The 24,424-nt window shown below is 39.7% G+C and carries 22 protein-coding genes; all 22 read right to left on the bottom strand.

What is annotated here, in order from left to right; translation table 11 throughout:
- Positions 1 to 48: 48 nt before the first annotated feature.
- Entirely contained in the window at positions 49 to 2,883 is a 2,835-nt protein-coding gene (uvrA, locus tag ACNAN0_RS03665) for an excinuclease ABC subunit UvrA (RefSeq protein ID WP_416353887.1), read from the bottom strand.
- A gap of 3 nt (positions 2,884 to 2,886) precedes the next feature.
- Entirely contained in the window at positions 2,887 to 4,890 is a 2,004-nt protein-coding gene (uvrB, locus tag ACNAN0_RS03660) for an excinuclease ABC subunit UvrB (RefSeq protein ID WP_230914073.1), read from the bottom strand.
- A 117-nt stretch (positions 4,891 to 5,007) separates the two neighbouring features.
- Complete coding sequence (locus tag ACNAN0_RS03655) at positions 5,008 to 5,655, bottom strand: YfbR-like 5'-deoxynucleotidase (RefSeq protein ID WP_416353886.1); 648 nt, start codon at positions 5,653 to 5,655, stop codon at positions 5,008 to 5,010.
- A 253-nt stretch (positions 5,656 to 5,908) separates the two neighbouring features.
- Positions 5,909 to 7,636 (bottom strand): phospho-sugar mutase, encoded by a 1,728-nt coding sequence (locus ACNAN0_RS03650; protein WP_230914071.1) that lies wholly within the window; start codon positions 7,634 to 7,636, stop codon positions 5,909 to 5,911.
- A 248-nt stretch (positions 7,637 to 7,884) separates the two neighbouring features.
- A complete protein-coding gene (trxB, locus tag ACNAN0_RS03645) occupies positions 7,885 to 8,838 on the bottom strand; it encodes a thioredoxin-disulfide reductase (protein WP_230914070.1) in 954 nt (317 codons plus the stop codon).
- A 68-nt stretch (positions 8,839 to 8,906) separates the two neighbouring features.
- A complete protein-coding gene (locus ACNAN0_RS03640; RefSeq protein WP_230914069.1) occupies positions 8,907 to 9,326 on the bottom strand; it encodes a tetratricopeptide repeat protein in 420 nt (139 codons plus the stop codon).
- 99 nt (positions 9,327 to 9,425) lie between these two features.
- Positions 9,426 to 10,304, bottom strand: a complete 879-nt coding sequence (locus ACNAN0_RS03635; RefSeq protein WP_416353885.1) for a UTP--glucose-1-phosphate uridylyltransferase — start codon at positions 10,302 to 10,304, stop codon at positions 9,426 to 9,428.
- A gap of 12 nt (positions 10,305 to 10,316) precedes the next feature.
- Positions 10,317 to 11,351, bottom strand: coding sequence for an NAD(P)H-dependent glycerol-3-phosphate dehydrogenase (locus ACNAN0_RS03630; RefSeq protein WP_416353884.1), 1,035 nt, complete (start codon positions 11,349 to 11,351; stop codon positions 10,317 to 10,319).
- 12 nt (positions 11,352 to 11,363) lie between these two features.
- Positions 11,364 to 12,206, bottom strand: coding sequence for a prolipoprotein diacylglyceryl transferase (gene lgt / locus ACNAN0_RS03625; protein WP_230914105.1), 843 nt, complete (start codon positions 12,204 to 12,206; stop codon positions 11,364 to 11,366).
- 31 nt (positions 12,207 to 12,237) lie between these two features.
- Positions 12,238 to 13,194, bottom strand: a complete 957-nt coding sequence (gene hprK / locus ACNAN0_RS03620; protein WP_230914066.1) for an HPr(Ser) kinase/phosphatase — start codon at positions 13,192 to 13,194, stop codon at positions 12,238 to 12,240.
- Positions 13,195 to 13,499: 305 nt separating this feature from the next.
- Positions 13,500 to 13,802, bottom strand: a complete 303-nt coding sequence (locus tag ACNAN0_RS03615; RefSeq protein WP_230914065.1) for a hypothetical protein — start codon at positions 13,800 to 13,802, stop codon at positions 13,500 to 13,502.
- On the bottom strand, positions 13,802 to 14,083 hold the full coding sequence (locus tag ACNAN0_RS03610) for a PspC domain-containing protein (RefSeq protein ID WP_230914064.1): 282 nt from the start codon (positions 14,081 to 14,083) through the stop codon (positions 13,802 to 13,804). The genes ACNAN0_RS03615 and ACNAN0_RS03610 overlap by 1 nt, the downstream gene beginning before the upstream one ends.
- Positions 14,084 to 14,111: 28 nt before the next feature.
- Positions 14,112 to 15,560 (bottom strand): daptomycin-sensing surface protein LiaX, encoded by a 1,449-nt coding sequence (gene liaX / locus ACNAN0_RS03605; RefSeq protein WP_416353883.1) that lies wholly within the window; start codon positions 15,558 to 15,560, stop codon positions 14,112 to 14,114.
- 217 nt (positions 15,561 to 15,777) lie between these two features.
- A complete protein-coding gene (phoU, locus tag ACNAN0_RS03600) occupies positions 15,778 to 16,452 on the bottom strand; it encodes a phosphate signaling complex protein PhoU (protein WP_230914441.1) in 675 nt (224 codons plus the stop codon).
- 12 nt (positions 16,453 to 16,464) lie between these two features.
- The gene (pstB, locus tag ACNAN0_RS03595; protein WP_230914440.1) at positions 16,465 to 17,232 is read right to left on the bottom strand and encodes a phosphate ABC transporter ATP-binding protein PstB; all 768 of its coding nucleotides are present in this window, start codon (positions 17,230 to 17,232) and stop codon (positions 16,465 to 16,467) included.
- Between the two features lie 13 nt (positions 17,233 to 17,245).
- Positions 17,246 to 18,055, bottom strand: a complete 810-nt coding sequence (pstB, locus tag ACNAN0_RS03590; RefSeq protein WP_230914439.1) for a phosphate ABC transporter ATP-binding protein PstB — start codon at positions 18,053 to 18,055, stop codon at positions 17,246 to 17,248.
- A 38-nt stretch (positions 18,056 to 18,093) separates the two neighbouring features.
- The gene (pstA, locus tag ACNAN0_RS03585; protein WP_230914438.1) at positions 18,094 to 18,981 is read right to left on the bottom strand and encodes a phosphate ABC transporter permease PstA; all 888 of its coding nucleotides are present in this window, start codon (positions 18,979 to 18,981) and stop codon (positions 18,094 to 18,096) included.
- Positions 18,982 to 18,983: 2 nt separating this feature from the next.
- A complete protein-coding gene (pstC, locus tag ACNAN0_RS03580) occupies positions 18,984 to 19,904 on the bottom strand; it encodes a phosphate ABC transporter permease subunit PstC (protein WP_230914437.1) in 921 nt (306 codons plus the stop codon).
- Between the two features lie 14 nt (positions 19,905 to 19,918).
- Entirely contained in the window at positions 19,919 to 20,785 is an 867-nt protein-coding gene (locus ACNAN0_RS03575; RefSeq protein ID WP_230914436.1) for a phosphate ABC transporter substrate-binding protein PstS family protein, read from the bottom strand.
- A gap of 83 nt (positions 20,786 to 20,868) precedes the next feature.
- On the bottom strand, positions 20,869 to 22,536 hold the full coding sequence (gene pnpS, locus ACNAN0_RS03570; RefSeq protein WP_230914435.1) for a two-component system histidine kinase PnpS: 1,668 nt from the start codon (positions 22,534 to 22,536) through the stop codon (positions 20,869 to 20,871).
- On the bottom strand, positions 22,529 to 23,239 hold the full coding sequence (locus ACNAN0_RS03565) for a response regulator transcription factor (protein WP_230914434.1): 711 nt from the start codon (positions 23,237 to 23,239) through the stop codon (positions 22,529 to 22,531). Before ACNAN0_RS03565 ends, pnpS begins: the two co-directional genes overlap by 8 nt.
- Complete coding sequence (locus ACNAN0_RS03560; RefSeq protein WP_416353882.1) at positions 23,232 to 24,404, bottom strand: PDZ domain-containing protein; 1,173 nt, start codon at positions 24,402 to 24,404, stop codon at positions 23,232 to 23,234. Before ACNAN0_RS03560 ends, ACNAN0_RS03565 begins: the two co-directional genes overlap by 8 nt.
- Positions 24,405 to 24,424 lie beyond the last annotated feature (20 nt).

Here is a 24,424-nt window from a genome sequence, read left to right as displayed (position 1 = left end):
TTAAACATATTCTCATGATAGGAGTTTCAAAAATAAAATGCAAAATATTTACTGTTTTTGTCGTTTGGCTAACATTGGTGCCAGATACTTTCCGGTATAACTTTCAGGTACTTTAGCAATCTGTTCTGGCGTACCAGTAGCTACAACATGACCGCCTTTGTCGCCACCTTCAGGTCCTAAATCAATGACATAATCCGCATCTTTGATAACATCCAAGTTGTGTTCGATCACTAAAACCGTGTTACCCTCATCAACCAAAGCGTTTAAAACATTTAAAAGCCGTTTGATATCGTCTGTATGCAATCCTGTCGTTGGTTCATCTAAAATATAAAAGTTTTTACCCGAAGATTTTTTATGCAGCTCTGAAGCTAATTTCATACGCTGTGCTTCCCCACCGGATAAAGTCGTAGCGGATTGTCCCAAAGTGATATAGCCTAAACCGACATCAACGATTGTCTGCAATTTACGCCGGATCTTAGGAATTGGTTCAAAGAAAGTTAAAGCTTCGTCCACGGTCATATCCAGTACGTCCGCAATATTTTTACCTTTATAAGTGACTTCTAAAGTCTCTGAATTGTAACGTTTGCCATGACAAACTTCACAGGGTACATAAACATCAGGGAGAAAATTCATTTCAATCTTCATGATACCGTCGCCCTTACAATTTTCACAGCGGCCGCCTTTGACATTAAATGAGAAGCGACCCTTCTGATACCCCCGCGTTTTAGCTTCATTTGTTTGCGCAAATAGACCCCGAATATCATCAAAGACACTCGTATAGGTTGCCGGATTACTACGTGGTGTCCGCCCAATTGGACTTTGATCGATATCCACTAATTTCTCAATATTCTGATAACCTGAGATCTTCTTATATTTACCAGGTTTATTAGAATTATGATTTAACTTTTGAGCTAATGCCTTCTTCAAGATGGTGTTTACTAAAGTCGATTTACCAGAACCGGAAACACCCGTTACAGCCACAAACTTGCCTAAAGGAAAGTCTACCGTAATCTGCTTCAAGTTGTTTTCCGCAGCACCAGTCAATCGAATCTTTTTGCCATTTCCTTTTCGGCGTTTTGTTGGCACCGAAATATATTTTTTCCCTGCTAAATATTGACCTGTCAATGAATTCGGATTCTGCTCAACTTCTTTTGGCGTCCCAGCCGCCATTATCTGGCCACCCTTATCACCGGCACCGGGCCCAACATCAATCAAGTAATCTGCTGCACGCATCGTATCTTCATCATGTTCCACCACAATCAAAGTATTGCCTAAATCACGCATGCGTTTCAAAGAATTGATCAAACGATCATTATCACGTTGATGTAAGCCAATGGAAGGTTCATCTAGAATATACAATACGCCAGATAGATTAGAACCAATTTGCGTAGCTAAACGAATCCGCTGCGCCTCACCGCCAGATAACGTTCCTGCTGAACGAGACAATGTTAAATAATCCAAACCCACATTATTTAGAAATGATAGTCGATCGCTTACTTCTTTTAGAATTGGCTTCGCAATCGTTTCATTTTGTTCAGAAAAGTGCAATGCCTTAAAAAAGGGTAATGCATCTTTGATTGAATAATCGGACACTTCGGCAATATCCTGACCGGCAATTTTAACGGACAATGCCTGCCGATTCAAACGTTTACCATGACAGGTCTGACAAGTTAATTCCTGCATGTACAAGCGCATTTGCTCTCTGGTGAAGTCACTATTGGTCTCATGGTAGCGGCGATCCACATTAGGAATCACCCCTTCAAATGCAGTATCCACATCCCGAACATTACCAAAATCACTTTGATAATGAAAATGAAATTTTTTGCCGTCTGAACCATATAAGACTGTGTGTTGTTGTTTCTTGGTCAATTTATTGAAAGGTTTATCCATGGGAATCTTAAACGCTGCACAGGCTTGGGCGAGCATATTCGGGTAATACTGCGAACTGATCGGATTCCAGGGTGCTAAAGCGCCCTCTTCTAATGTCTTGCTAGAATCGGGAACTACTAAGTCGGGATCAACTTCCAATTTCATGCCAAGGCCATCACAATCTGGGCAAGCCCCAAATGGTGCATTAAAGGAAAAGAGACGCGGCTCCAAAACACCGACTGTAAAACCACAAATTGGGCAAGCATAATGTTCAGAGAAGATTAACGGTTCACCACCAATAACATCCACATTGGCATAACCATCACTTAACCGCAAAGCACTCTCTAACGAATCAAATAAGCGCGAACGGATACCATCACGAATCACTAATCGATCGATGACAATATCAATATCATGCTTTAGATTTTTGTCTAAGTCAAAATCTTCAGAGACATCATGAACTTCACCATCCACACGCACACGCACGTAGCCTTCCTTTTGAATCTGAGCAAAGATTTTTTTATGCTGCCCTTTTTTTTGACGCACGATTGGTGACATAATTTGGATCTTTGTTCGTTCTGGTAAAGCAAGCGTCTTGTTGACCATTTGATCAACTGACTGGCTCGTAATCGGCGTTCCATCATTGGGGCAAATAGGCTGACCTACGCGTGCCCACAAAAGTCGCAAATAGTCATTGATTTCAGTGACAGTGCCCACTGTTGATCGTGGATTTTTTGATGTAGTTTTTTGATCAATCGAAATTGCCGGACTTAAACCGTCGATGGAATCCACATCAGGTTTATCCATTTGACCTAAAAATTGCCGTGCGTAGGAAGATAAACTTTCAACATAACGGCGTTGCCCTTCAGCATACAAAGTGTCAAAGGCCAGTGAACTTTTCCCGGAACCTGATAACCCAGTCACGACCACCAATTTATCTCTAGGAATCGTCACATCAATATTTTTTAAGTTATGCGCACGTGCGCCATGAATTACAATTTTATCGTTAGCCATACATTACTCCACTTCTGCTTTTAGCTCTAGAATCGTATCCCGTAAAGTGGCCGCTTGTTCAAAGTCTAATTTCTTTGCTGCTTGTTCCATTTGCGCGGTCATGCGATCGATCAAGTCACGCTTTTCAGCTTTTGTCATATTATCAAAATCTAGTTCTTTCGCAATTTCGTCATTTTCCTCATGTGCGACGGTCTTAACCAACGAAATTGAATCACGAATTGGTTTAATGATCGTTTTCGGTTGAATATGATGTTTTTCATTGAAGGCTTCTTGGATTTCACGCCGATGCTGTGTTTTATCTATGGCCGCCCGCATAGAATCGGTAATTTTATCAGCATACATGATTACGTGCCCATGTTGATTACGTGCTGCTCGTCCAATAATCTGAACCAGCGAACGTTCGGCTCGCAAGAAACCTTCCTTATCGGCATCCAAAATCGCGATCAGAGATACTTCTGGAACATCGATACCTTCCCGTAATAAATTGATACCGACTAACACATCAAACTTGCCTAAACGTAAATCACGTATGATTTCCGTGCGCTCTAAGGTTTTGATATCACTATGCAGATACTTGACTTTAATACCTAGTTCCTTTAAATAATCCGTCAAATCTTCAGCCATCTTTTTAGTTAAAGTCGTCACAAAAACACGCTCATCTTGTTCGACCCGTTTATTGATCTCACCAACTAGATCGTCAATCTGGCCCATGATTGGTCGAATTTCAATCGTTGGATCCAACAAACCAGTTGGCCGAATAATCTGCTCCACCACATGATCGGTCCGCGCTAATTCATAAGGGCCCGGCGTTGCGGAGACATAAAGAATCTGATGCACATGTTGTTCAAACTCTTCTAATGTTAATGGTCGATTATCTAAAGCACTGGGTAAGCGAAACCCATAATCTACTAACATTTGTTTTCGAGCCCGGTCACCATTGTACATGCCTCGAATCTGTGGCATCGTTACGTGAGATTCATCAATCATAATATTAAAATCTTTAGGAAAGAAATCTAATAATGTAAATGGCGGCTCACCTTCAGCTCGTCCCTCCATATGCCGGGAATAGTTCTCGATGCCAGAGGTATAACCCATTTCTTGCATCATCTCAATATCATACGTCGTCCGTTGTTCCAGACGCTGTGCTTCTAATAATTTCCCATCTGCTTTTAAAACCTGAAGACGGTCAGCTAATTCAGCCTTGATGCGTTTAATTGCCGCTGACATTTGGTCATCATTAGTCATAAAGTGTGTTGCTGGAAAAATAGAAACCTGTTCTCGTTCACCAATAACTTCTCCGGTCAACGCATCCACTTCTACGATGCGATCAATTTCATCCCCAAAAAATTCAACTCGAAAAGCATGATCATTCCAAGCTGCAGGAAAAATCTCAACCACATCCCCACGAACACGAAACCGACCCCGTTGAAAATCAATATCATTTCGTTCAAATTGGACATTCACCAGTTGTCTTAACAGTTCATTCCGTTCGATGGTCATACCGACACGCAGAGAAATGACTGAATTACGGTATTCTCGCGGATCACCTAAACCGAAGATGCTTGAGACAGAGGCAACAACTACAACATCATTACGTTCTAGCAGCGCGCTGGTTGCCGCATGCCGCAATTGATCAATTTCATCATTAATTGAAGAATCCTTTTCAATATAAGTATCACTTGAAGGGACATAGGCTTCTGGCTGGTAATAATCATAATAGCTTACAAAATATTCCACAGCGTTATGCGGGAAAAATTCCTTAAATTCGCCGTATAGCTGGCCCGCTAACGTTTTATTGTGGGAAATAATTAAGGTTGGCTTATTTAAATTCGCAATAATATTAGCCATTGTAAAAGTTTTCCCGGTACCGGTGGCTCCTTCTAAAATCTGTTCTTTAACGCCAGTTTTAAACCCTTGCGTCAGCTTTTCGATTGCTGCGCCTTGGTCACCGGCTGGTTGATAAGCTGAAACTAAATCAAATTTTCGATTGGTTTGACGTTCAATCATGACTGAACCTCCATTAACAAAACCATGAAATTTATATACAAAAATAAAGTTACCACTTGTTTTTTTAATCAACAAATTGCAACTTTATATTTTAGCATAGCGAACATATTTTCGCCATTATTTCGTTTGCTGATGGGCCGCGATGATCTCCTGTGTAAGCTTTACTAAGCGCGGTTTATCAAGAAACTCTTCATTTAATAATTCCGGTAGCATTTCTTTAATAAAATAGCGTGTTGAGGCCATTTGATCGAATTGTAAAATTGTAGTCAGACTTTCTCGAAAGATTTCAGTATAAACACTTTCGGGATTACCCTTTTGAATTTCGCCAAAGGACTCGTAAAGTAAATCCACTTTATCGGCAACGGACAATATTCGACCCTCTAATGATTCATCTTTACCTTCAGATAGTCTTCGCTGATAGCGTGCCTGTAGCCGAGCCGGAATTTCATTTTGAATAAAGTTCTCAGTCATATGTGCCTCTACTTGCGCGAGACGCTGACGTAAATCATGGGTGGCATATTTAACTGGCGTCTTAATATCCCCAATAAACCGCTCGGTATAATCATGATTCAATGCTTTTTCGTAAACCATTTGCCAGTTGATTTTTTGACCATCATCTTCTTCAATGTCCGCGAGTAATTGTGCAATTTCAGCAACGCGAAAAGAATGTGCCGCGACCGTATGTTCCTGGTACTTAAAATAACCCGGTGCCCGCCGTAATAATTCCAAATCATTCAAGCCTTGAATAAACTGATGCATACCCATACGATCACTCCTAATTTATCTAAATTGTTAATATGATAGCATAAGCAACCTGATCTGTCCGTCAATCTCATGAAAATTTCATAAAACTAATTATCCTATTTCTGAAAATCACAAAAAAGCCTTAGCTCCAAATTCAGATTGGCCAGCTAAGGCTTTAAATGATCAGCCGTTATTAACAGAGCCAGAACAAAATTACTTTTCGATTCCAACCCTCAATTGTTTATGAGTAGTTCAGCCTAATCGTATGCAAAAATTACTGTTTGATAAATTCGTCCAGTGCTTTTTCAAATTGATTCAACTTTTGAGCAACATTTGCTTCAGAATCTGCTTGGGTCCCCACGTAAAACTTGATTTTTGGCTCTGTCCCTGAAGGTCGAATTGCGATCCAAGTCCCATCTTCTAATTTGTACTTCAGGACATTAGATACTGGCAAATCAATATCCACAATCTTACCATCGGCATAGGTTGCTTTTTGAGTCTGATAATCTTCGGTAATTGCCACTTGAACTCCATTGAAGCGATCTGGCTTTTCTTCTCTGAACCGTGTCATTAGTTGCTTCATTTCACCAGCGCCTTCAATACCAGGAAAGTCCTTGCTGATCGTCTTCTCAGAGTAATAACCATAGGTCTGATATAACTCTTCCAAACCATCGTATAAAGTCTTACCTTGGGATTTATAATATGCAGCTACTTCTGCCAACAAAACAGTTGCTTGCATAGCGTCTTTATCACGAACAAATGATTTGACTAAATAGCCATAACTTTCTTCAAAGCCAAATAAAAATTCATAACTTCCTGTTGTCTCAAACTGTTCAATTTGTTCTGCAATAAATTTAAATCCAGTTTCAACGTCAACCATCTTCACGCCATAACTTTCAGCGATTTTCGTTGCTAACTCAGTAGAAACAATTGACTTAACTACCGCACCGTTACTTGGTAAAGTCCCTGCATCTTTCCGTGCCTGCAAAACATAATGTAATAATATAGAAGCAATTTGATTACCCGTTAATAACTTGTAAGAACCATCTGGCTGTCGAACAGCGGTACCCAACCGGTCAGCATCAGGATCTGTGGCGATCAACACATCAGCACCTTCTGCTTGACCTAATTTGATTGCCAAATCAAATGTTTGTGGAAACTCTGGGTTTGGGAATGGTGTTGTGGCAAATTCAGGATCTAAAATAGCCTGTTCAGTGACCATCCTAAAACCTTGGAAGCCAGCATTGTGCAGCACCCGCTCAGCCAACATTTTACCGGTCCCATGCAGTGGCGTATATACCAATTTCATATCCTTGCCGGTCTGTGCAATCAAATCGTGATTAATGGAGACAGTCTTTAAATTAGCTAGATAAGCCAAATCAACATCTTCACCAATTAAATGCATTAATCCTTTTTCGCGTAGGTTTTGTTCATCCGCAACTTTGATTGCAAAAAGATCTGTCACTTTACGCACAAAGCCAGTAATCATATCGGCTTCTTTAGGTGGCATTTGCCCGCCGTCTGGCCCATAGATCTTATACCCATTATACTGTTTAGGATTATGACTAGCCGTGATCATAATACCGGCATATGTGTGCAGATGTCTCACTGTAAATGATAGTTCTGGCGTTGGCCGCAACTGGTCAAAAACATAGGTGGGAATATCATGATAGCCCAATACCCGTGCAGCTTCATGGGCAAATAATTCAGAATTATAGCGTGAATCAAAACTAATTGCGACGCCGCGTTTTTTTGTCTCGGCATCTAACGTATCCATAAACGTTGCTAAACCTTCTGTTGCTTGACGTACGGTATAAATATTCATGCGATTGATCCCAGGGCCAAGAACACCGCGCATACCGGCAGTTCCAAATTCCATTGGTGCTGTAAAGGCATCAGCTAGTGCGGCTTGGTCATTGGCCATTGCCGTTAATTGATGCTTTAGTTCTAAATCTAATTCCTTAGCTTGTTGCCAAAGTTGATAATTATCTTGCCAGCTCATACAAAAAAGCCTCCCGTACGTTTGATACTTTAATTATACCCATCAACCGAGAGCGTTATCAATGATGAACTATTATAAATTCTTCAAATAGTTATTTTTAGACATATATTTAAAATAATCCGTTCAAACAAAAATAGGGTCAGAAACAAAATCAACATTTTGCTTCAACCCTACTCAAGTTTTGCCTGAATAATTTAATTTTATAACTATAAAATTAGCCTTTAAAACATAATCATTTTAAGAAAAAACTATTGAACCAGATGTTCACTTAACTTCTGGTCATCTAATGCTTGAATGTAGTTAAAGACACCCTGCCCAGCAAGACCGCCTTCACCCACAGCTGTCGTAATCTGGCGTAAATCTTTTTTACGAACATCACCGACTGCAAAAATTCCAGGAACCTCTGTGCGCGTGTGGTCATCCGTTAAGACCCAGCCATCTTCATCGAGGACACCCAAATCTTTGAAAGCACTCGTCATTGGTTCAATACCAACATAAATGAAAACACCTGAAGCGGGAACTGTATGCAATTCACCAGTTTCTTTATCTTTATAGGTCACGCCTGTTACGACTTGATCATCGCCAACGATTTCTTCAACTTGTGCGTTCCAAACGAAATTCATTTTATCATTGGCAAAAGCGCGATTTTGCATGATCTTTTGAGCACGTAATTGATCACGTCGATGGATCACAGTTACTTTAGAGGCCAATTGTGTTAAATATAAGCCCTCTTCAACTGCAGAATCGCCGCCGCCGATCACCACAACTTCTTTGTCTTTAAAGAAGGCTCCATCGCAGACAGCGCAGTATGATACACCTCGGCCTGAATAGGTTTCTTCGCCTTGAACGCCTAGTTTCCGGTGTTCAGCACCAGTAGCCAAAACAACAGCTTTAGCATCATAATCACCATCATCTGTATGCACCGTCTTATAATCGCCATGATCTTCGACACTTAATACCGAACCATAGGCATACTCAGCCCCAAACTTCGTAGCTGATTGGTACATTTTTTCACCCAAATCAGGTCCGAGAATAGATGCATAACCTGGATAGTTCTCAATTTCAGCCGTGTTATTCATTTGACCACCATAAATACCGCGATCAACCATTAATACAGATAAATTCGAACGTGAGGCATATAAAGCAGCTGTCATCCCACCAGGGCCAGCACCAATAATAATGACATCATAAGATTTTGTCATAGAAGCCCTCCTTACTTTTGATAAGTTAATAATAACAATAACGCAAAAGTTTACTTTTGTCTACTCTCTTAATCGATTGTAAAGTAATTGCCCTTATTTTGTTGAAGTTGTTGTTTTAATTCCTTTGCTTCTTCAATATAATCCCGATTTGAACTGTGCAAATATTGTTTAATATAAAATAAACTTGCTCGATAATTCTGACATTTAGCATAGGCTTCCGCCAGAAAATACCACAATTCAGGACTTCGGCGAAAAGTCTGCTGAGATAATTGTTCTAAAAGTTGAACAGCTTGGCCAAAATTGCCTTGACATTCGTAAACAACTGCCAATTGAGTCATCAGATAAACTTGCTCACTCGACTTTTGCGACAAACTCAAAGCCAATCGAAAATATCGTATTGCCTTATCATAGTTATTTTGTTCAAAAGCTTTGAGTGCCCGGTCAATATATAAATCTGCTGACGGCAATATTGGAATGATCTTTGTCAACTTAACAACCTCGATTAATTTTAGTATGGAAACATCACTCAAAATATTAGCATACCGTTCATTTAAAGAACATAATTCTTGGATAACTCATAGTGAATTCTAATTTTCGAAATTGTTGGCGACTAACTGTTTAATATAAGTCGCCGCTTCTGAGCCATATTCCTCTGAATTCAAACCATAATCAATCGTTGCCTTAAGTAACCCAAACTTGCCGCTAATGTCTTCACGCTGTCCTGTAAATTCCCGGGCATAAATCTGTTGTGTCTGATTTAATTGATTTAAGGCAGCTGAGAGTTGTTCTGTAGCGGGTAAATCGGTCGGACGCTGCCTTAAGACTTCAAAAAAAGAGCCCGGTAAAACATAACGGCCAATAATACCTAAAGAACTTGGAGCTGAAACTGGTCCAGGTTTCTCAACGATCGATTTGATTTTACCCAAGCCAGCTTGCAAGTGGTCAGCCAATTCAACGATGCCATAGCTGCTCGTTGCCTGACTTGAAACCGACTGTACCCCTAAAATAGGTTGTTGTAACCGATTGAAGTCAGCAATCAACTGTTGTGTCAATGGCTTAGGATCAAGGACGATATCATCACTCAACATGACGACAAAAGGTTCATTATCTACAAAATCTTCAGCCAATAATAAGGCATCACCAATGCCAGTAGGATCATTTTGCTTTACAAAATATAAATTGACATTGTCCGTTGCTTTAACCATGGCTAATAAATGATTTTTATGGCTTTCAGCCAAATGAATCTCCAAATCAGGTGCCGCGTCAAAATAATCTTCGATTGCGCGTTTCCGCTTCCCTGAAATCAACAAAATATCCGTAATACCTGCTTGCTGAGCTTCACGGACAAGATAATCGATTACCGGTCGATCAAAAACTGGTAGGATTTCTTTTGGCACTGCCTTAGTTGCTGGCAACAAACTCAAGCCAAAGCCGCCAGCTGCGATAACCGCTTTTCTGACTTTCATAACTGAACTCCTTTAATTGCGTGTGCGCATTAATTCATTCTCTGATTTAGCATGACGCTGCATCATTTGTGCAATCACGCTTTGAATATTTTGATGTGCATATAAAACTTGATAGATTGCTTCTGAAATTGGCATATCAATATTCCGCGCAATTGACAGATCATGAACCGTTTTGGCCGTGTAAACGCCCTCAACGGCCATACCCATCGTCGTCAATATGTGTTCCAATGACTGCCCTTGGCCTAAGCTGCGCCCAGCTCGCCAATTGCGGGAATGTGGACTGGTACAGGTCACAATTAAATCGCCTAACGCAGATAGACCACTAAAGGTTAATGGCTGTGCCCCCAAAGCCACGCCCATCCGTGTCATTTCCGCTAGCCCCCGTGTCATTAAAGCCGCTTTGGCATTATCACCATAATCTAATCCAACCAAAGCACCAGCGCCAATAGCAATCACATTCTTTAGTGCGGCGCCGATCTCAACGCCAACAACATCAGCATTGGTATATAAGCGAAAATAATGATTCATAAATATACTTTGGACCCATTGGGCACTGGCTGCATCTGTCGAAGCAACTGTTAGTGTGGTGATATCTTCGCGGACAACTTCTTCAGCATGACTTGGACCTGATAAAACGACTAATCCAGCGTAATTAGCCCTGGGAATAACTGAAGCAATCACTTCAGAAACGCGTTCATTAGTCGTCTGTTCGAGTCCCTTCGTCGCACTGATCAATATCGGCGATTGTTGCTGCTTGTGGAGCACCTGGGCCACTTGCTGAGCGACATGCCGAATCGCTTTAGTGGGAATCACAAATAAAACAGCTGCCGCCCCTTGCAGTGCCGACTCTAAATCAGTAGTCGCTTTTAAGTTTGGGTTTAACTTGATGCCGGGCAAATAGTGCGTATTCTGATGTTCACTTTGGATCTGCTGAATTTCACGTTCTGATCGACCCCAGATCACAGCCTCATGGCCATTTTTTACAAGTAATTCCCCTAATACTGTGCCCCAAGACCCAGAGCCAAGAACGGCGATTTTCGTTGTCATAATCAAACTCCTTTATCTCTGATAGGGATATTTTAGACCACTACCATCTAAATACCACGGTAAATCTGCAACTTTATGGCGACGGTAGATTGCCAATCCCAAAGCTAAAACGACTAAGATAATCGATAAAGCCTGAGAAACGCGAATACTCCCCCACATTAAACTATCAGTCCGCATACCTTCGATCATAGCCCGACCAATGCCATACCAAATAACATAACTTAGAAATACTTCACCACGCTTAAACAGATGTTGGCGATGACGCACGCTCATTAAAATAATAAATCCAATTAATGTCCATAGTGATTCGTAAAGAAACGTTGGTTGCCGATAAGCCCCATGGATCCACATCTGATCAATAATAAATTGAGGTATATGTAAATTTTCTAAAAAGTCCTGCGAAACTTTAGCTCCAAAGGCTTCTTGATTGATAAAATTACCCCAACGCCCCATAGACTGGGCAATTAAAACGGTAGGGGCAATGATATCTAATAATAGCCAAACGGGGATCATGCGTACGGCACAAAAAACAATAATCACGATCAAGGCAGCTAAAAGGCCACCATAAATGGCAATGCCACCTTGCCATATTTTGAAGATATCCCAGGGATAGTTTTTATAGTATTGCCATTCAAAGGCCACATAATAAGTTCTGGCCCCAATCAAAGCAAAAGGCAGCATCCACAAAATCAAATCTACAATGTCATCAGGCATGATTTGTCGTCTTGGTGCCTCACGAAGTGTCAAAATCACAGCAATTGCCACCCCAGCAGCGATAATAATACCGTACCAGCGAACGGCTATTGGTCCTAGTGTGAAGGCAACTGGATCAATTGCCCCCAAAGCCAAATTTATCAAAAATTACATCTCCATTAACCAAAATAATTTAAGTTGTCGGTTGATTCTCATCATTTGCTTCATTTTGCTGAATCAATTCATTTAGATTTTTCTCAAAAACTTTTGTTGCATCATAACCCATTGATTTTGCACGGAAATTCATTGCGGCCACTTCAATAATGATCGCTAAATTTCGGCCAACTTTGACTGGAACAGTGATCTTAGGAATATCAACATCAAACACGCTTTGATATTGTTCTCCAGAACCTAAGCGATCATAATTACGATCTGCTGACCAGTTCTCTAAATGTACGATCAAGTCGATTGGTGTTTCTTCACGTACAGCTCCAGCACCAAACAGATTCATAACGTCAATGATGCCAAGACCACGAATTTCTAACAAATGCTTCAAAATTGCAGGTGCCTCACCAACAATCGTCTGTTCATCTTGTTGATAGACATCAACGCGATCATCAGCAATTAACCGGTGTCCGCGTTTAACTAATTCTAGAGCAGTTTCGCTCTTGCCAACGCCTGAATCACCCGTGATCATCACACCAACACCATAAATATCAACTAGAACGCCATGAATGGATCGCCGTTCAGCTAATTGTCGGTCTAAATACTCCGTTAATAAACTGGATAGTCGTGTCGTCGGTAATTTAGAACCTAGAACAGGAATTTTATGTTTGGTGGCCGCCTCAATCATTTCTTTAGGAGCCGGTAAATTACGCGAAACCAAAAACATCGGCGTTTCAGGACGAGCCATTTGACTCATAACTACAAACCGCTCATCACTAGTCATATTCTTAGAAAACGAAATTTCCGTCATCCCAAACAACTGAATTCGTTCCTCAGGATAAAAATTAAAATAACCCGTCAATTCTAACCCAGGACGTGAAATATCACTAACAGTGACAAATTTATTTGCTAGGAATTCTTTACCAGAAAATACTGATAAATGTGTTGCTTGAGCTAAATCTTTAACACTAACTTTATCTACCATGTTTTTAGCTCCTTTGCCCTAATTAATATAAAACTACAATATCATTTTACTATAATTCTAAGTGATTAAATAGCGTAAGCATGTGACAAAAACCATCTGCGCCTGTGTAGCGTTAACAACTTTTAAAAGTACCCCCATCAATCCCCTGCGTTTAGCCCTTAAAAATTCAATTCACAGAAAAAAGTCCGGTCACAAAACAACTGTCTTGTGCCGAACTCTTCATTGCCAGTGCTTATATCACTTCACTAGCCGCTATGCTTAGTTATTAACTTAAAATTAACTTTTACAAAGTTGCCAATTCAGCTTTAAAAGTCGCTCCAATCATCATCTTGGTGCGTACTTTGATTGGTTATATCTTTGCGTTTTTTTGTTTGTGGCTGATTGTTGTAATGCATCGCCTGATTTTGCGATTCTTCATACCACTGGTAATGGTGGTGCTTTCTACGATCGCCATGTCCAAATATCAGCCATAATATAGCGCCTACGACTAAGAATGGCAGCACAAAGCGGATCAAGGCAAATAACAAAGCGCCGAAGCCAAATATAACAGCGATGATAAATACGATCAGTAACGGTATGAAAAGCAATAACAATAATAGTGCTAACATTAATAGTCACTCCAATCATCATCAGAAGATGATGTATCCGTTACATCCTTGCGTGGTCGCTTATTTTTTGAACCCTGACCAGTATCTTTCTTAGGTGCATCTGGCATAACCAGCATCAAAACTAAGTAAACTAATATGCCAGGAAAACCACTTGAAAAGAAAGATATAATCACATATAGTACTCGAACTAATGTCGGGTCCCAGTTAAAATAGTCGGCAATACCGCCTAAAACACCGGCAAACACAGAATTATTAGATTTGGTTAATCTTTTTTTTGCCATTATTTTCCTCCAGTACACTTATTAAACATTACGCGTTGGCATTATCTTTCAATAAAATATTACCAGCTGTTGTTGAAAGTTCAATACTTGCTGGATCATCCTGGGTGCCTCGCGTGAAATTAGTTTGTTTATCATTGGCCTGGTTATCAACTAATTCAATCTTTTCAATCCGATTTTTAATACTACCGAAGCGTGTCTTGGCTTTGACACTTAAAGCTAAATCAGGATCCACAGCCAATTTAACGTTACCATTAACTGAATTAGCAACAAACTTGTGTAAAGTTTGCCCCGTAATCGTTCCGCGAACTTCTCCATTCACTGTATTAAATTGACCGCTATGAATATCAGCGGCAACGACGACGTTACCATTAACTGTTGCTAAAACGCTATCCGTTACTGAACCATTTTCAATGATCACATGACCATTAACATTCTCAGCCTCCAAATAACTTAACTGGCTTTGAGAAAAACGTAAATTGCCATTAGCCGTTTTGGCATAGAAGTCACTGCTGCTAATATTGCTAACATCAAGATTCCCGTTTAACATTTTAACACTGATCCGTTCATAATCACGTTTTGGTAAATAAACTGTCAAATCAGCTTTAATGCGTTTATTCGGAACTTGGAAAACAAACCGATCATTAGAGACATCAATATTCACCCGGTTCATAAATGCTTCAAAGGGTGTATCCTCACTCATGTGGCCAAATAATTTAATTTTAGCATTTACGGCAATATTGTCGTTTTCTGATGGTTCTAATTTAATAGATCCATTTGCCAATTTCAAATCAACTAACTTAGCTTGATTGTCTTCATACAAGAACTGGTGCTCAAATTCAGATGTTGCCAATCCTGGTACTTTCATGTTGATATCTTTCCAGTCCACATTATCCATTAATGAACCGACGGATTCCTTAACAAAAGAACCAACTTGGTTGCCAGCTTCTGTCAATTTCTGGGTTAAATCAGAAAAAGTATTCCGGGCAGTATCTTTCCAATCATCTGAAAGTGTATCAAAGCTAGAAGCGCTTTTTGCGTGTTCGTCAGCTTTCAAATCTTCAATCTGACTATCTAAAGCTTGTTTTTGTTTTTGAACTTCTGCACGTGTTGCTGTCAAGTCATTAACTTTTTGTTTTAGATCTGTTCGTTCATTAGCCTTGTCTTCAGCCAAGCCTTCTAAATCTTCCATCGTATCTAGAACCGTAATCTGCTCGTTGGCCGCTTTGATTTGATGGTCAATTGAATTCAAACTATCCTTTAACTGGGCACGTTTCAATCTTAAATCTGCAAGGTGCTGTGCTTGTGTATCATCTGTAGCTTGATCAGTATCGGTTGTCTCTGCTGTTTGATCATGATCCACGGTCGTATCTGTCGCCGTTGTTCCATTTTTTTCTAGATTCTCTAATAAAACCAATGCTTCTTCTGATGAGATAATGCCTTTTTTTACTAAATCGAGGATTCTTTGTCTTTCATTCATAAATTATTTGCCTCCAAATAAATCTGCCTTAAGTTTATAAATCTATTATGCCGTGTATTCACTTGATTTACATAGGTCCAAAGATTGATTTTAATTTAGGTATATTGGGCAAGCTAGAATGCAACCTACAAGTACAAAATCAACAAAAAAGATTGGCCTCTAGAGTTTTAGCCCTAGTTGCCAATCTTTTACATATCTATACTCAATATTTGACAAATCACATTGTTTCATCAACGTTAGAATTTAATTCAATGATATCGCCGGTTTTCAAATAAACGATCCACTCACAAATATTTGTAACATAGTCGCCAATACGCTCCAAATAAGAGGCAACAAAAAGATAATCCATACTGCCAACCACAGTACTTGGGTCATGCTGCATCTCAGCAATACAAGCTTTATAAATTCGATCTGAATATTCATTGATACCTGAGTCTTCATTTGCAATTTTGATCGCACGTTTTTCGTCTTCTTTAACATACGCATCGAGAACTTCTTCAACCATTTTTTTAACGGAATCTGACATTTCAGCGATATCTTTTTCAATGGCTGGCACACGGCGATTGCCCTTTACACGAATCGTTGATTTGGCAATACTAACCGCATGATCACCCATTCGTTCCAAATCAGAACTTGCTTTCATAACCGTAACAATCATACGTAAATCAGATGTTACTGGCTGTTGTAAAGCAATCATCTCAAATGAACGCTTCTCTAAATCTACTTCGCGCTTATTGACCTGACGATCGTTGTCAATAACCTCACGGGCCAAGTTTTTATCATGATCAATAAATGAACGCACCGATTTATAAATTGCTTCATTTACCATCATGCCCATTTCAGAAAAACGGACATGTAATTCATTTAATTCATCTTCAAATATTTGTCGCATGTTCATGCCCCCTTATCCAAAACGTCCAGTAATATAATCTTCAGTTTCTTTTTGTTGTGGATTCAAAAAAATCGTTTTTGTATCCGCATATTCAATTAAATGGCCTTGCAAGAAGAAGGCCGTTTTATCAGAAATCCGTGATGCTTGCTGCATGTTGTGCGTTACTAGGATAATCGTATATTGATCTTTTAATTCCAGCAACATATTTTCGATCTGCCCACTAGAAATTGGATCTAATGCACTTGTAGGTTCATCTAGTAAAATAACATCTGGCTTTACAGCCAAAACACGTGCGATACATACTCGTTGCTGCTGACCGCCGGATAAGGATAATGCACTTTCGTGTAATTTATCCTTTACTTCATCCCAGATGGCTGCCTGTTGTAAACTTGTCTCTACTGCCTCATCTAACTGACGTCGATCACGAATACCAGCTAACCGCAAACCATAAACAACATTCTCATAAATAGAAAATGGAAATGGATTTGGTTGCTGGAAAACCATCCCAATCTCTTTACGCAAGGCCACTGTATCAGTATCCGGTGCATAAATATTTTGCTGATGCAGCTTGACTGTCCCTGTAATTGTAACATTGGGAATTAAATCATTCATTCGATTTAAAGTCCGTAAAAATGTTGATTTTCCACACCCTGAAGGCCCAATCAAAGCGGTGATCTCACTCTCATTAAAATCCATTGTAATGCCCTTTAGAGCCTCATTACGGCCATAAAACAAATGAACATCATTAGATGAAATTATTTTATTAGTTTGTTCTACCATCTGCAGCCTCCTACTAACCAAAACGTCCAGAAACATAATCTTCTGTCGCTTGAATCTTTGGATTCGTAAACACGTTCGAGGTTTCGTCAAATTCCAATGCATTCCCTAAATGGAAGAATGCAGTGTAATCACTTATACGTGCCGCTTGTTGCATATTGTGCGTTACGATAATAATCGTATAATCATCCTTTAACGCCAATAATGTGTCTTCGACCGTTGATGTTGATATTGGATCTAAAGCACTTGCTGGTTCATCTAACAGTAAAATATCTGGTTTCATAGCAATGGCTCTTGCAATACATAATCGCTGCTGTTGCCCTCCGGATAATGCCAAAGCACTTTGATGTAAATCATCTTTGACTTGGTTCCATAAAGCAGCTTGTTTCAATGTTGTCTCAACCAATTCATCTAATTTGTTCTTATCTTTGAGGCCATTACGCTTTGGTGCAAATGTAATATTATCATAAATTGATTTAGAAAATGGGTTGGGTCGTTGAAACACCATACCTATATGTTTTCTCATTTCATAAACATTGATTCCGGGACCATTTATATCTAACCCCCGATACATGATTTTGCCAGTAACCTTTGTACCATCAATATTGTCATTCATCCGATTCAAGCTGCGCAAATATGTGGACTTACCTGACCCAGAAGCCCCAATTAATGCCGTAATTTTGAACCGCTCAAAAGCTAATGAAACGCCATGAATTGCTTCCGAACTACCATATGAAACATGCAGGTCATCCGTATAGATTGCTAATTCATGTTTATTTGGATCTAATGCTTTGATGTACTTGTCATCAGCTGTATAATTCTTCATCATGAGACTCCTTTAATATACATCAATCATGCTAATATTCATTGCCCGCCAGTCATACGCCGGTATACGCGCGCGCTAATGTACCGTGCACCAAAATTAAATAGCAATACCGCGATGATCAATACCGCTGATGCCCCTGCTGATACTTGGCTAGCATCTGGCATAATCCCTTCAGAATTAATTTTCCAAATATGCACCGCTAATGTTTCGGCAGGACGTAAGGGATTTAACGGACTAGCAATATAAAACGGGTTCCAATTGGCAAAATCAAGTGGTGGCGCACTCTGTCCAGCTGTATAAATCAAAGCAGCGGCTTCACCGAAAACACGCCCAGCACCTAAAATCATCCCCGTTACAATACCCGGTAAAGCCTCAGGAATCACAACACGTAGAACCGTCTCCCATTTAGAAAGACCTAGTGCTAACCCCGCTTCTCGCTGTGATTCAGAGATTGTATTTAATGACTCTTCAACATTTCGCGTTAACAGCGGCAAGTTAAATACGGTCAACGCCAAGGCTCCAGAAAGAATAGAAAAACCCAGACCGGCTTGAATCGAAAATACTAAGAAACCAAATAAACCGACAACGATTGATGGTAATGAACTCAAAATATCGATTGAAGATCGAATCAAACTGGTTAACCAATTTTTGCGCGCATACTCAGAGAGGTAGATACCTGCACCAATGGACAGTGGCACAGAAATCAACATTGCCAAAAATAAAAGATAAAACGAGTTGAATAATTGGACCCCTATGCCACCACCACTTTGGAAACTTTTGGCAGATGAAGTCAAAAAATGCCAACTAACATGTGGTAACCCATTCACCAAAATATAAATCAATAAGAAAGCAAGAATCAAAATCATGATACCCGCAATGAAATATAAGACGCCGGTAGCAACTTTATCCCATTTCTTTGAGTTCATGTTTATAACTCTCCTTTCTTAGCAATACGATTAATAATTAAATTAAAAATTAGAGACATCAACAGTAATAGCAGTGCTAGGGACCACAAAGCATTGTTAGACACGGAACCCATAACGGTATTACCCATCCCCATTGTCAAGACACTAGTCAATGTTGAAGCTGGAGAAACTAAATTATGTGGCAATAAAGCCGCGTTACCAATAACCATTTGAACCGCTAAAGCCTCACCAAATGCCCGCGACATCCCAAAAATCACCGCTGTTGCTAATCCAGGTGTCGCCGAACGCAAAACAACTTTGTAAATTGTTTGCCATCTTGTGGCGCCCAAAGCTAGTGAAGCCTCACGGTAATATCGTGGCACTGCCCTTAACGCATCAACTGACATCGACGTCACTGTGGGTAAAATCATAACAAATAATACAAAAGTACCTGCTAAAATACCAAACCCCGTGCCACCAAAAGTATGCCGAACAAAGGGCACAACAACTGATAAGCCAATAAAACCATAGACTACAGACGGAATACCTACAAGTAATTCAGTCACCGGCTGCAAAATCTTGTAACCTTTAGTTGGAGATATTTCAGTCATAAAAATTGCTGTCGCAATTGCGAATGGTGTCGCAATAATTGCAGATAACAGTGTCACAGCAAAAGACCCAATAATCATCGGGAAGGCACCCGCCTGAGGATTGCCATGACTATCTGTGCTGCCTGGATTCCAAACCGTTTTAGAAAGAAAATCCCAAACATTAACTTTATTACTAAAAAAAGTAGCTAATCCCTTTGAAGCAACAAAGTAAAAAATAGATACTACTACTAAGATGATGATTGCCGTACAAAATAGACTGATCAGTTTACCTCGTCGCTCGCTTCGCGTTGCTCGTGATTTTTTTAATAAACTCTCTTTAATTTGATCATGCATCACTAGCCCCTCCTTTACTTTGTTGGAACCTTTAGCTCATCCTGCAAAGTTCGGTGGACTTGCATATTGCTAATAGGAATATAGCCTAGTTTCCCGACAACCCGCTTTTGAACATCATCACTCAACATATAACTGATAAAATCTTTGGTCAGTCCAGTAGGCGTCCCACGAGTATACATATGTTCATACGCCCAAATTTGCCACTTGCCTTGTTCCACATTTTTATTTGTTGGTTTTACTTGATCGACGGCAATCGTTTTGATTGAGTCATCAACATATGCAAAAGCCATATAACTGATAGCTCCCGGTGTACTGGCAACAATCTGGCGTACCATCCCGGTAGAATCTTGTTCTTGTGCTTGTAAGGCACCTCGGCCTTTTAATCCCCACCGTTCAAACGTAACACGTGTTCCAGAACCTTGAGCACGATTGATCACAACAATTGGCTGGTTCGGACCGCCAACTTGGTTCCAATTGGTTACTTGACCTGTAAAAATAGCAATCAATTGCTTGGTGCTTAAATTATCAACTTTTAATGACTTATTAATTACGGGTGTGATACCAACAACGGCAACCTTATGATCACGCAATTTATTTGCAGCGATTCCTTTTTTTTGCTCAGCATATAAATCGGAATTACCTATATCAACAGCGCCTTCTTGAATTTGACTTAACCCAGTGCCAGTCCCACCACCTTGAACATTAATAAAGTTACCCTTATGTCCATGTGTGTATTCTTCTGCAACTGCTTCAACAAGTGGCTGTAGTGCTGAAGATCCAACCGCGGTTATTGAACGCCCTTGGTTTGATGTTAAATTGCAAGCTGTCAGAGGCACGATTAATAAAAGTACGCCCAGTAGCAGCACAATTTTCTTTTTCAAAATGTTTACCTCCGTTAACCAATCTGTTAATTATAAAACGGTAATGTAAATATTTACTTATTAGAATGTAAAAATATTGTAAATTAAGCCTTTGGCAGTTTGACACTGATCGTTGTTCCCACACCATACTGGCTTGAAATACTGACATTGCCACCATGATTTTCAACAATCTCTTTAACAATGGCTAGACCTAACCCAGTCCCACCATTATTATAAGACCTTGCTTTATCAACGCGGTAGAAACGCTCAAAAATTCGATCTTGCTCATCTTCTTTTAAACCAATACCAGTATCAGCTACTGAAATATGAATATCATCTGTTCCTGAGGCAAAGTTAACCGCAATTTTACCTTTCTGTTTATTGTAAAAAATGGCATTGCTAATTAAATTCTTCATGATTTGGTCGAATTGGGTTGGATCCATAGCTAAGGTAATATCATCAGGACCATTTAAATCTACTTGCAATTCACGAGATTTAATTGCTGGTTTTAATTCGGAAACGATATGGCTGACAGAATCTTTAACATTAATTTCAGTTCGCTTATCTGGTGCATCTTCATCTAATCTTGATAGTTCAAGAATATCTTGAATCAATTGATTTAAACGAACACTCTCACTGTAGATAATTTTTAAAAAGTCTGCTTGATCTTTAGGGTCTGCATCTGGCTTATTCAGCAAAGTTTCCGCAAAACCGCGAATGGCTGTAACTGGCGTCTTTAATTCATGACTGACATTTCCAACAAAGTCTAACTGCATTTGCTCAATGCGCCGAATATCCGTTAAGTCGTAAAGCAGTACTAAAATTTGCGGCCGTGGACCTTCTTGACCCAGCTGAATGACATTTGCATCGACATAACGTGGTCGTTGTTGCACCAACTGGATTTCGCCATGGTGATTCTTGTTATCACGAATCGTATGCTCAATCATTTGTGACAGTCGATAAGTTTTAACATCATCAATAAATGGATGAGGTAGTGGTTCATCTTCAATCTCAAGTAACCCCCGCATAGATTGATTCAGCAAAACGACGTTGCCGTCTTCATCTAATAGCATCACGCCCAAAGGCAAGTTATCAATCAATCGTTTGAAGGTTTCATTCCTTAATGCGATTTTATCATTCAGATGACTCACATCTTCATCTAATTTATTCACTTCAGATGATAATGGATACAACACGTCAGCAACATCTAAAATCAAAGGTTCAGGTGCGTCTCGATGCCGAATTCGGTGAACATTGCTGACTAATGTATCCAAATCTTGACGTAATTTACGGCTACGTTGGTGACCCCAAGCCAGTAAACTAGCAATAGTCACAAAGTAAAGAACGGTTAAAAGCCAAAATGTAGTTGGCACTAAGCGCCAAATATTATTTTTGGGTACAAAAAGTACCGTTGGCATCGTCTGTCGACCGTAATAAGCATAAGCTAAATAAGTTTTATTATTGATCGTCTGCTTTGAAAATGGATGGCTTTTAGAAACCAAATTGTGGCTCACTAAATCTCGCGCCGTATTTTGCAAATCAGATCCTTGGCGCAAAGGGTGATCGATTACCGTTAAATCGACGTTACCGATCCATTGCTGTAAAGTATCTGGATCTCGAGCAACTAAATGATAATTTTTGGCCTCTTGCTGCAAGTAATTCTTTTGTTGGTTTTCAATAATATTGTTTGTCACAAAAATAACGAGTAAATAAAAAATAATTGCCATCAATATCAGTAACGCTGTTTTAAATAACGACGTACGCCTAATCATTGTTTACCTCCAATTTATACCCGAATCCGCGAACAGTTTTCAGAAAATGTGGTCGTTTAGGGTCAGCTTCGACTTTATCACGCAGATGACTGATTTGTATATCCACCATCCGTGATTCTGCAGCATAATCAAAGCCCCACACACCATCTAACAATGACTCCCGACTCAAAACACGTCCAGGACGCTGCATGAAATACTGCAAAAGTTGGAACTCTTTAGGTGTCAACCGTAAATCTTTACCATTTTTAGTCGCAATCATCTGTTCAAGGTCTAAAACTAGCGGTCCGACCTTAATGGTATCTTGAGACATTGCCGTTTCAGTCTGCTCTTGCGGCGTTTGAATCAAACGTCTTTTAATTGCCTTGATTCGAGCAATGATTTCTCTAGGACTAAAGGGTTTAGTAACGTAATCATCAGCCCCTAGTTCCAAACCAACGATTTTATCCGTCTCGTTATCTTTAGCTGTCAAAATCATAATCGGCGTTCGAATCTTATCGATCCGCAAACGGCGTGTCACCTCTAGCCCATCTAATTTAGGTAACATTAGATCCAAAATAATAAAATCAAATGGTTCACTCATGGCCAATGTTAATGCCGCTGCACCATCAAATGCAGTTGTCACACGATAACCTTCTTGTTCCAAATTATATTGTAATAACTTAACAATTGCGGGTTCATCGTCCACAACAAGGATCTTATCCATGGGATATCTTGTCTCCTTCGGTTGTAAATAATTCATCTGGAAATGTAAATAAGCCTAACTCATGCGGTGAATCTTTATAAATTGCCGTTTCTGCTAATTTAATATCACCGGTTTGTGTTTTAACTCGAAATTTGACAAAAGTTGGTTTTGCTTGGATTTGGGCATATAAATCAGCCTCTGAACGTACAGCCTGATCGTTTGCTTCCAAGATAACATCTCCAATTTCTAAACCCGATTTCTCCGCGGGAGTCCCTTTCTGGATCGCAACAACACGCAATCCTTCAGGCATCTCTAATAAAGTGGATTGACCTCGCCTTAGGAAATAACAGCGATAAGTCCAAATGAGAATTGCAAAAACAACGCCCGCAACGGCAAAAATCCGATCCAACTGACTCAAACGATCAACCAACGCCAATACTAAAAAAACAATAGCACTAGTCACATAAATTGGCCTCAGTCGTTTCAATTCAATAGGTAAACGCTGGCGTAACTGCAAACTCAAACCAACAACTAACGGTAAAATCATTATTGTAAACATATGGTCGCCTAACTTAAAAATCGGCCAGAAACCAAATAAGTCATGAAACCTTGTACCTGGTACAGTCACAAGTAGAGGGGCAACATTTAAGGTTCGTACCCGATAAAAGACTTCGCGAACGCCTCGCTTAGAAACTCTAATTTTTGGATCTACTGGTAAGTCCTCTATACGTGACAAAAGCCAAACCAAAATCAAACTTACTAATGCTGCGAGATATAATCCAGAAGCCGTGCTATGACCTTGTACTGGATTTCTAATAGGAAAGAACGGTAAAATATCGTGTCCAAAAGCAGAAAAAACTTGAGCTAATAAAGTAGATACACTTATTAAAATAAGACTATCAAACCCTAGACTAAACGCTAATATGCTGGCCAGAGCAATAATGATATACCAATTTACCCAAGCAGCCGTCAAAAAAGTCCCTAATACGAGTGACGCAATTGATGCAAAAACACCAATAAACAAACTATTTTCTAAAAACTGAACTGTTTCTGTCAAATTAGCATCAATGGCAATCGAAAATTGGCGGCGCTCACGATTGATCCGTAAATTGCTAATTAATAAAATTGTTAGACATCCGACAATCGTTACCGGATTTAAAAAATAAAAAAGAATTGCATTTAACACATTTTTTACCCCACTTTAAC

The organism is Agrilactobacillus fermenti (assembly GCF_047943045.1).
Lineage (GTDB): Bacteria > Bacillota > Bacilli > Lactobacillales > Lactobacillaceae > Agrilactobacillus > Agrilactobacillus fermenti.
The sequence above is the reverse complement of the archived record's forward strand: the minus strand, read 5'-3'. Positions and strand labels throughout refer to the sequence as shown.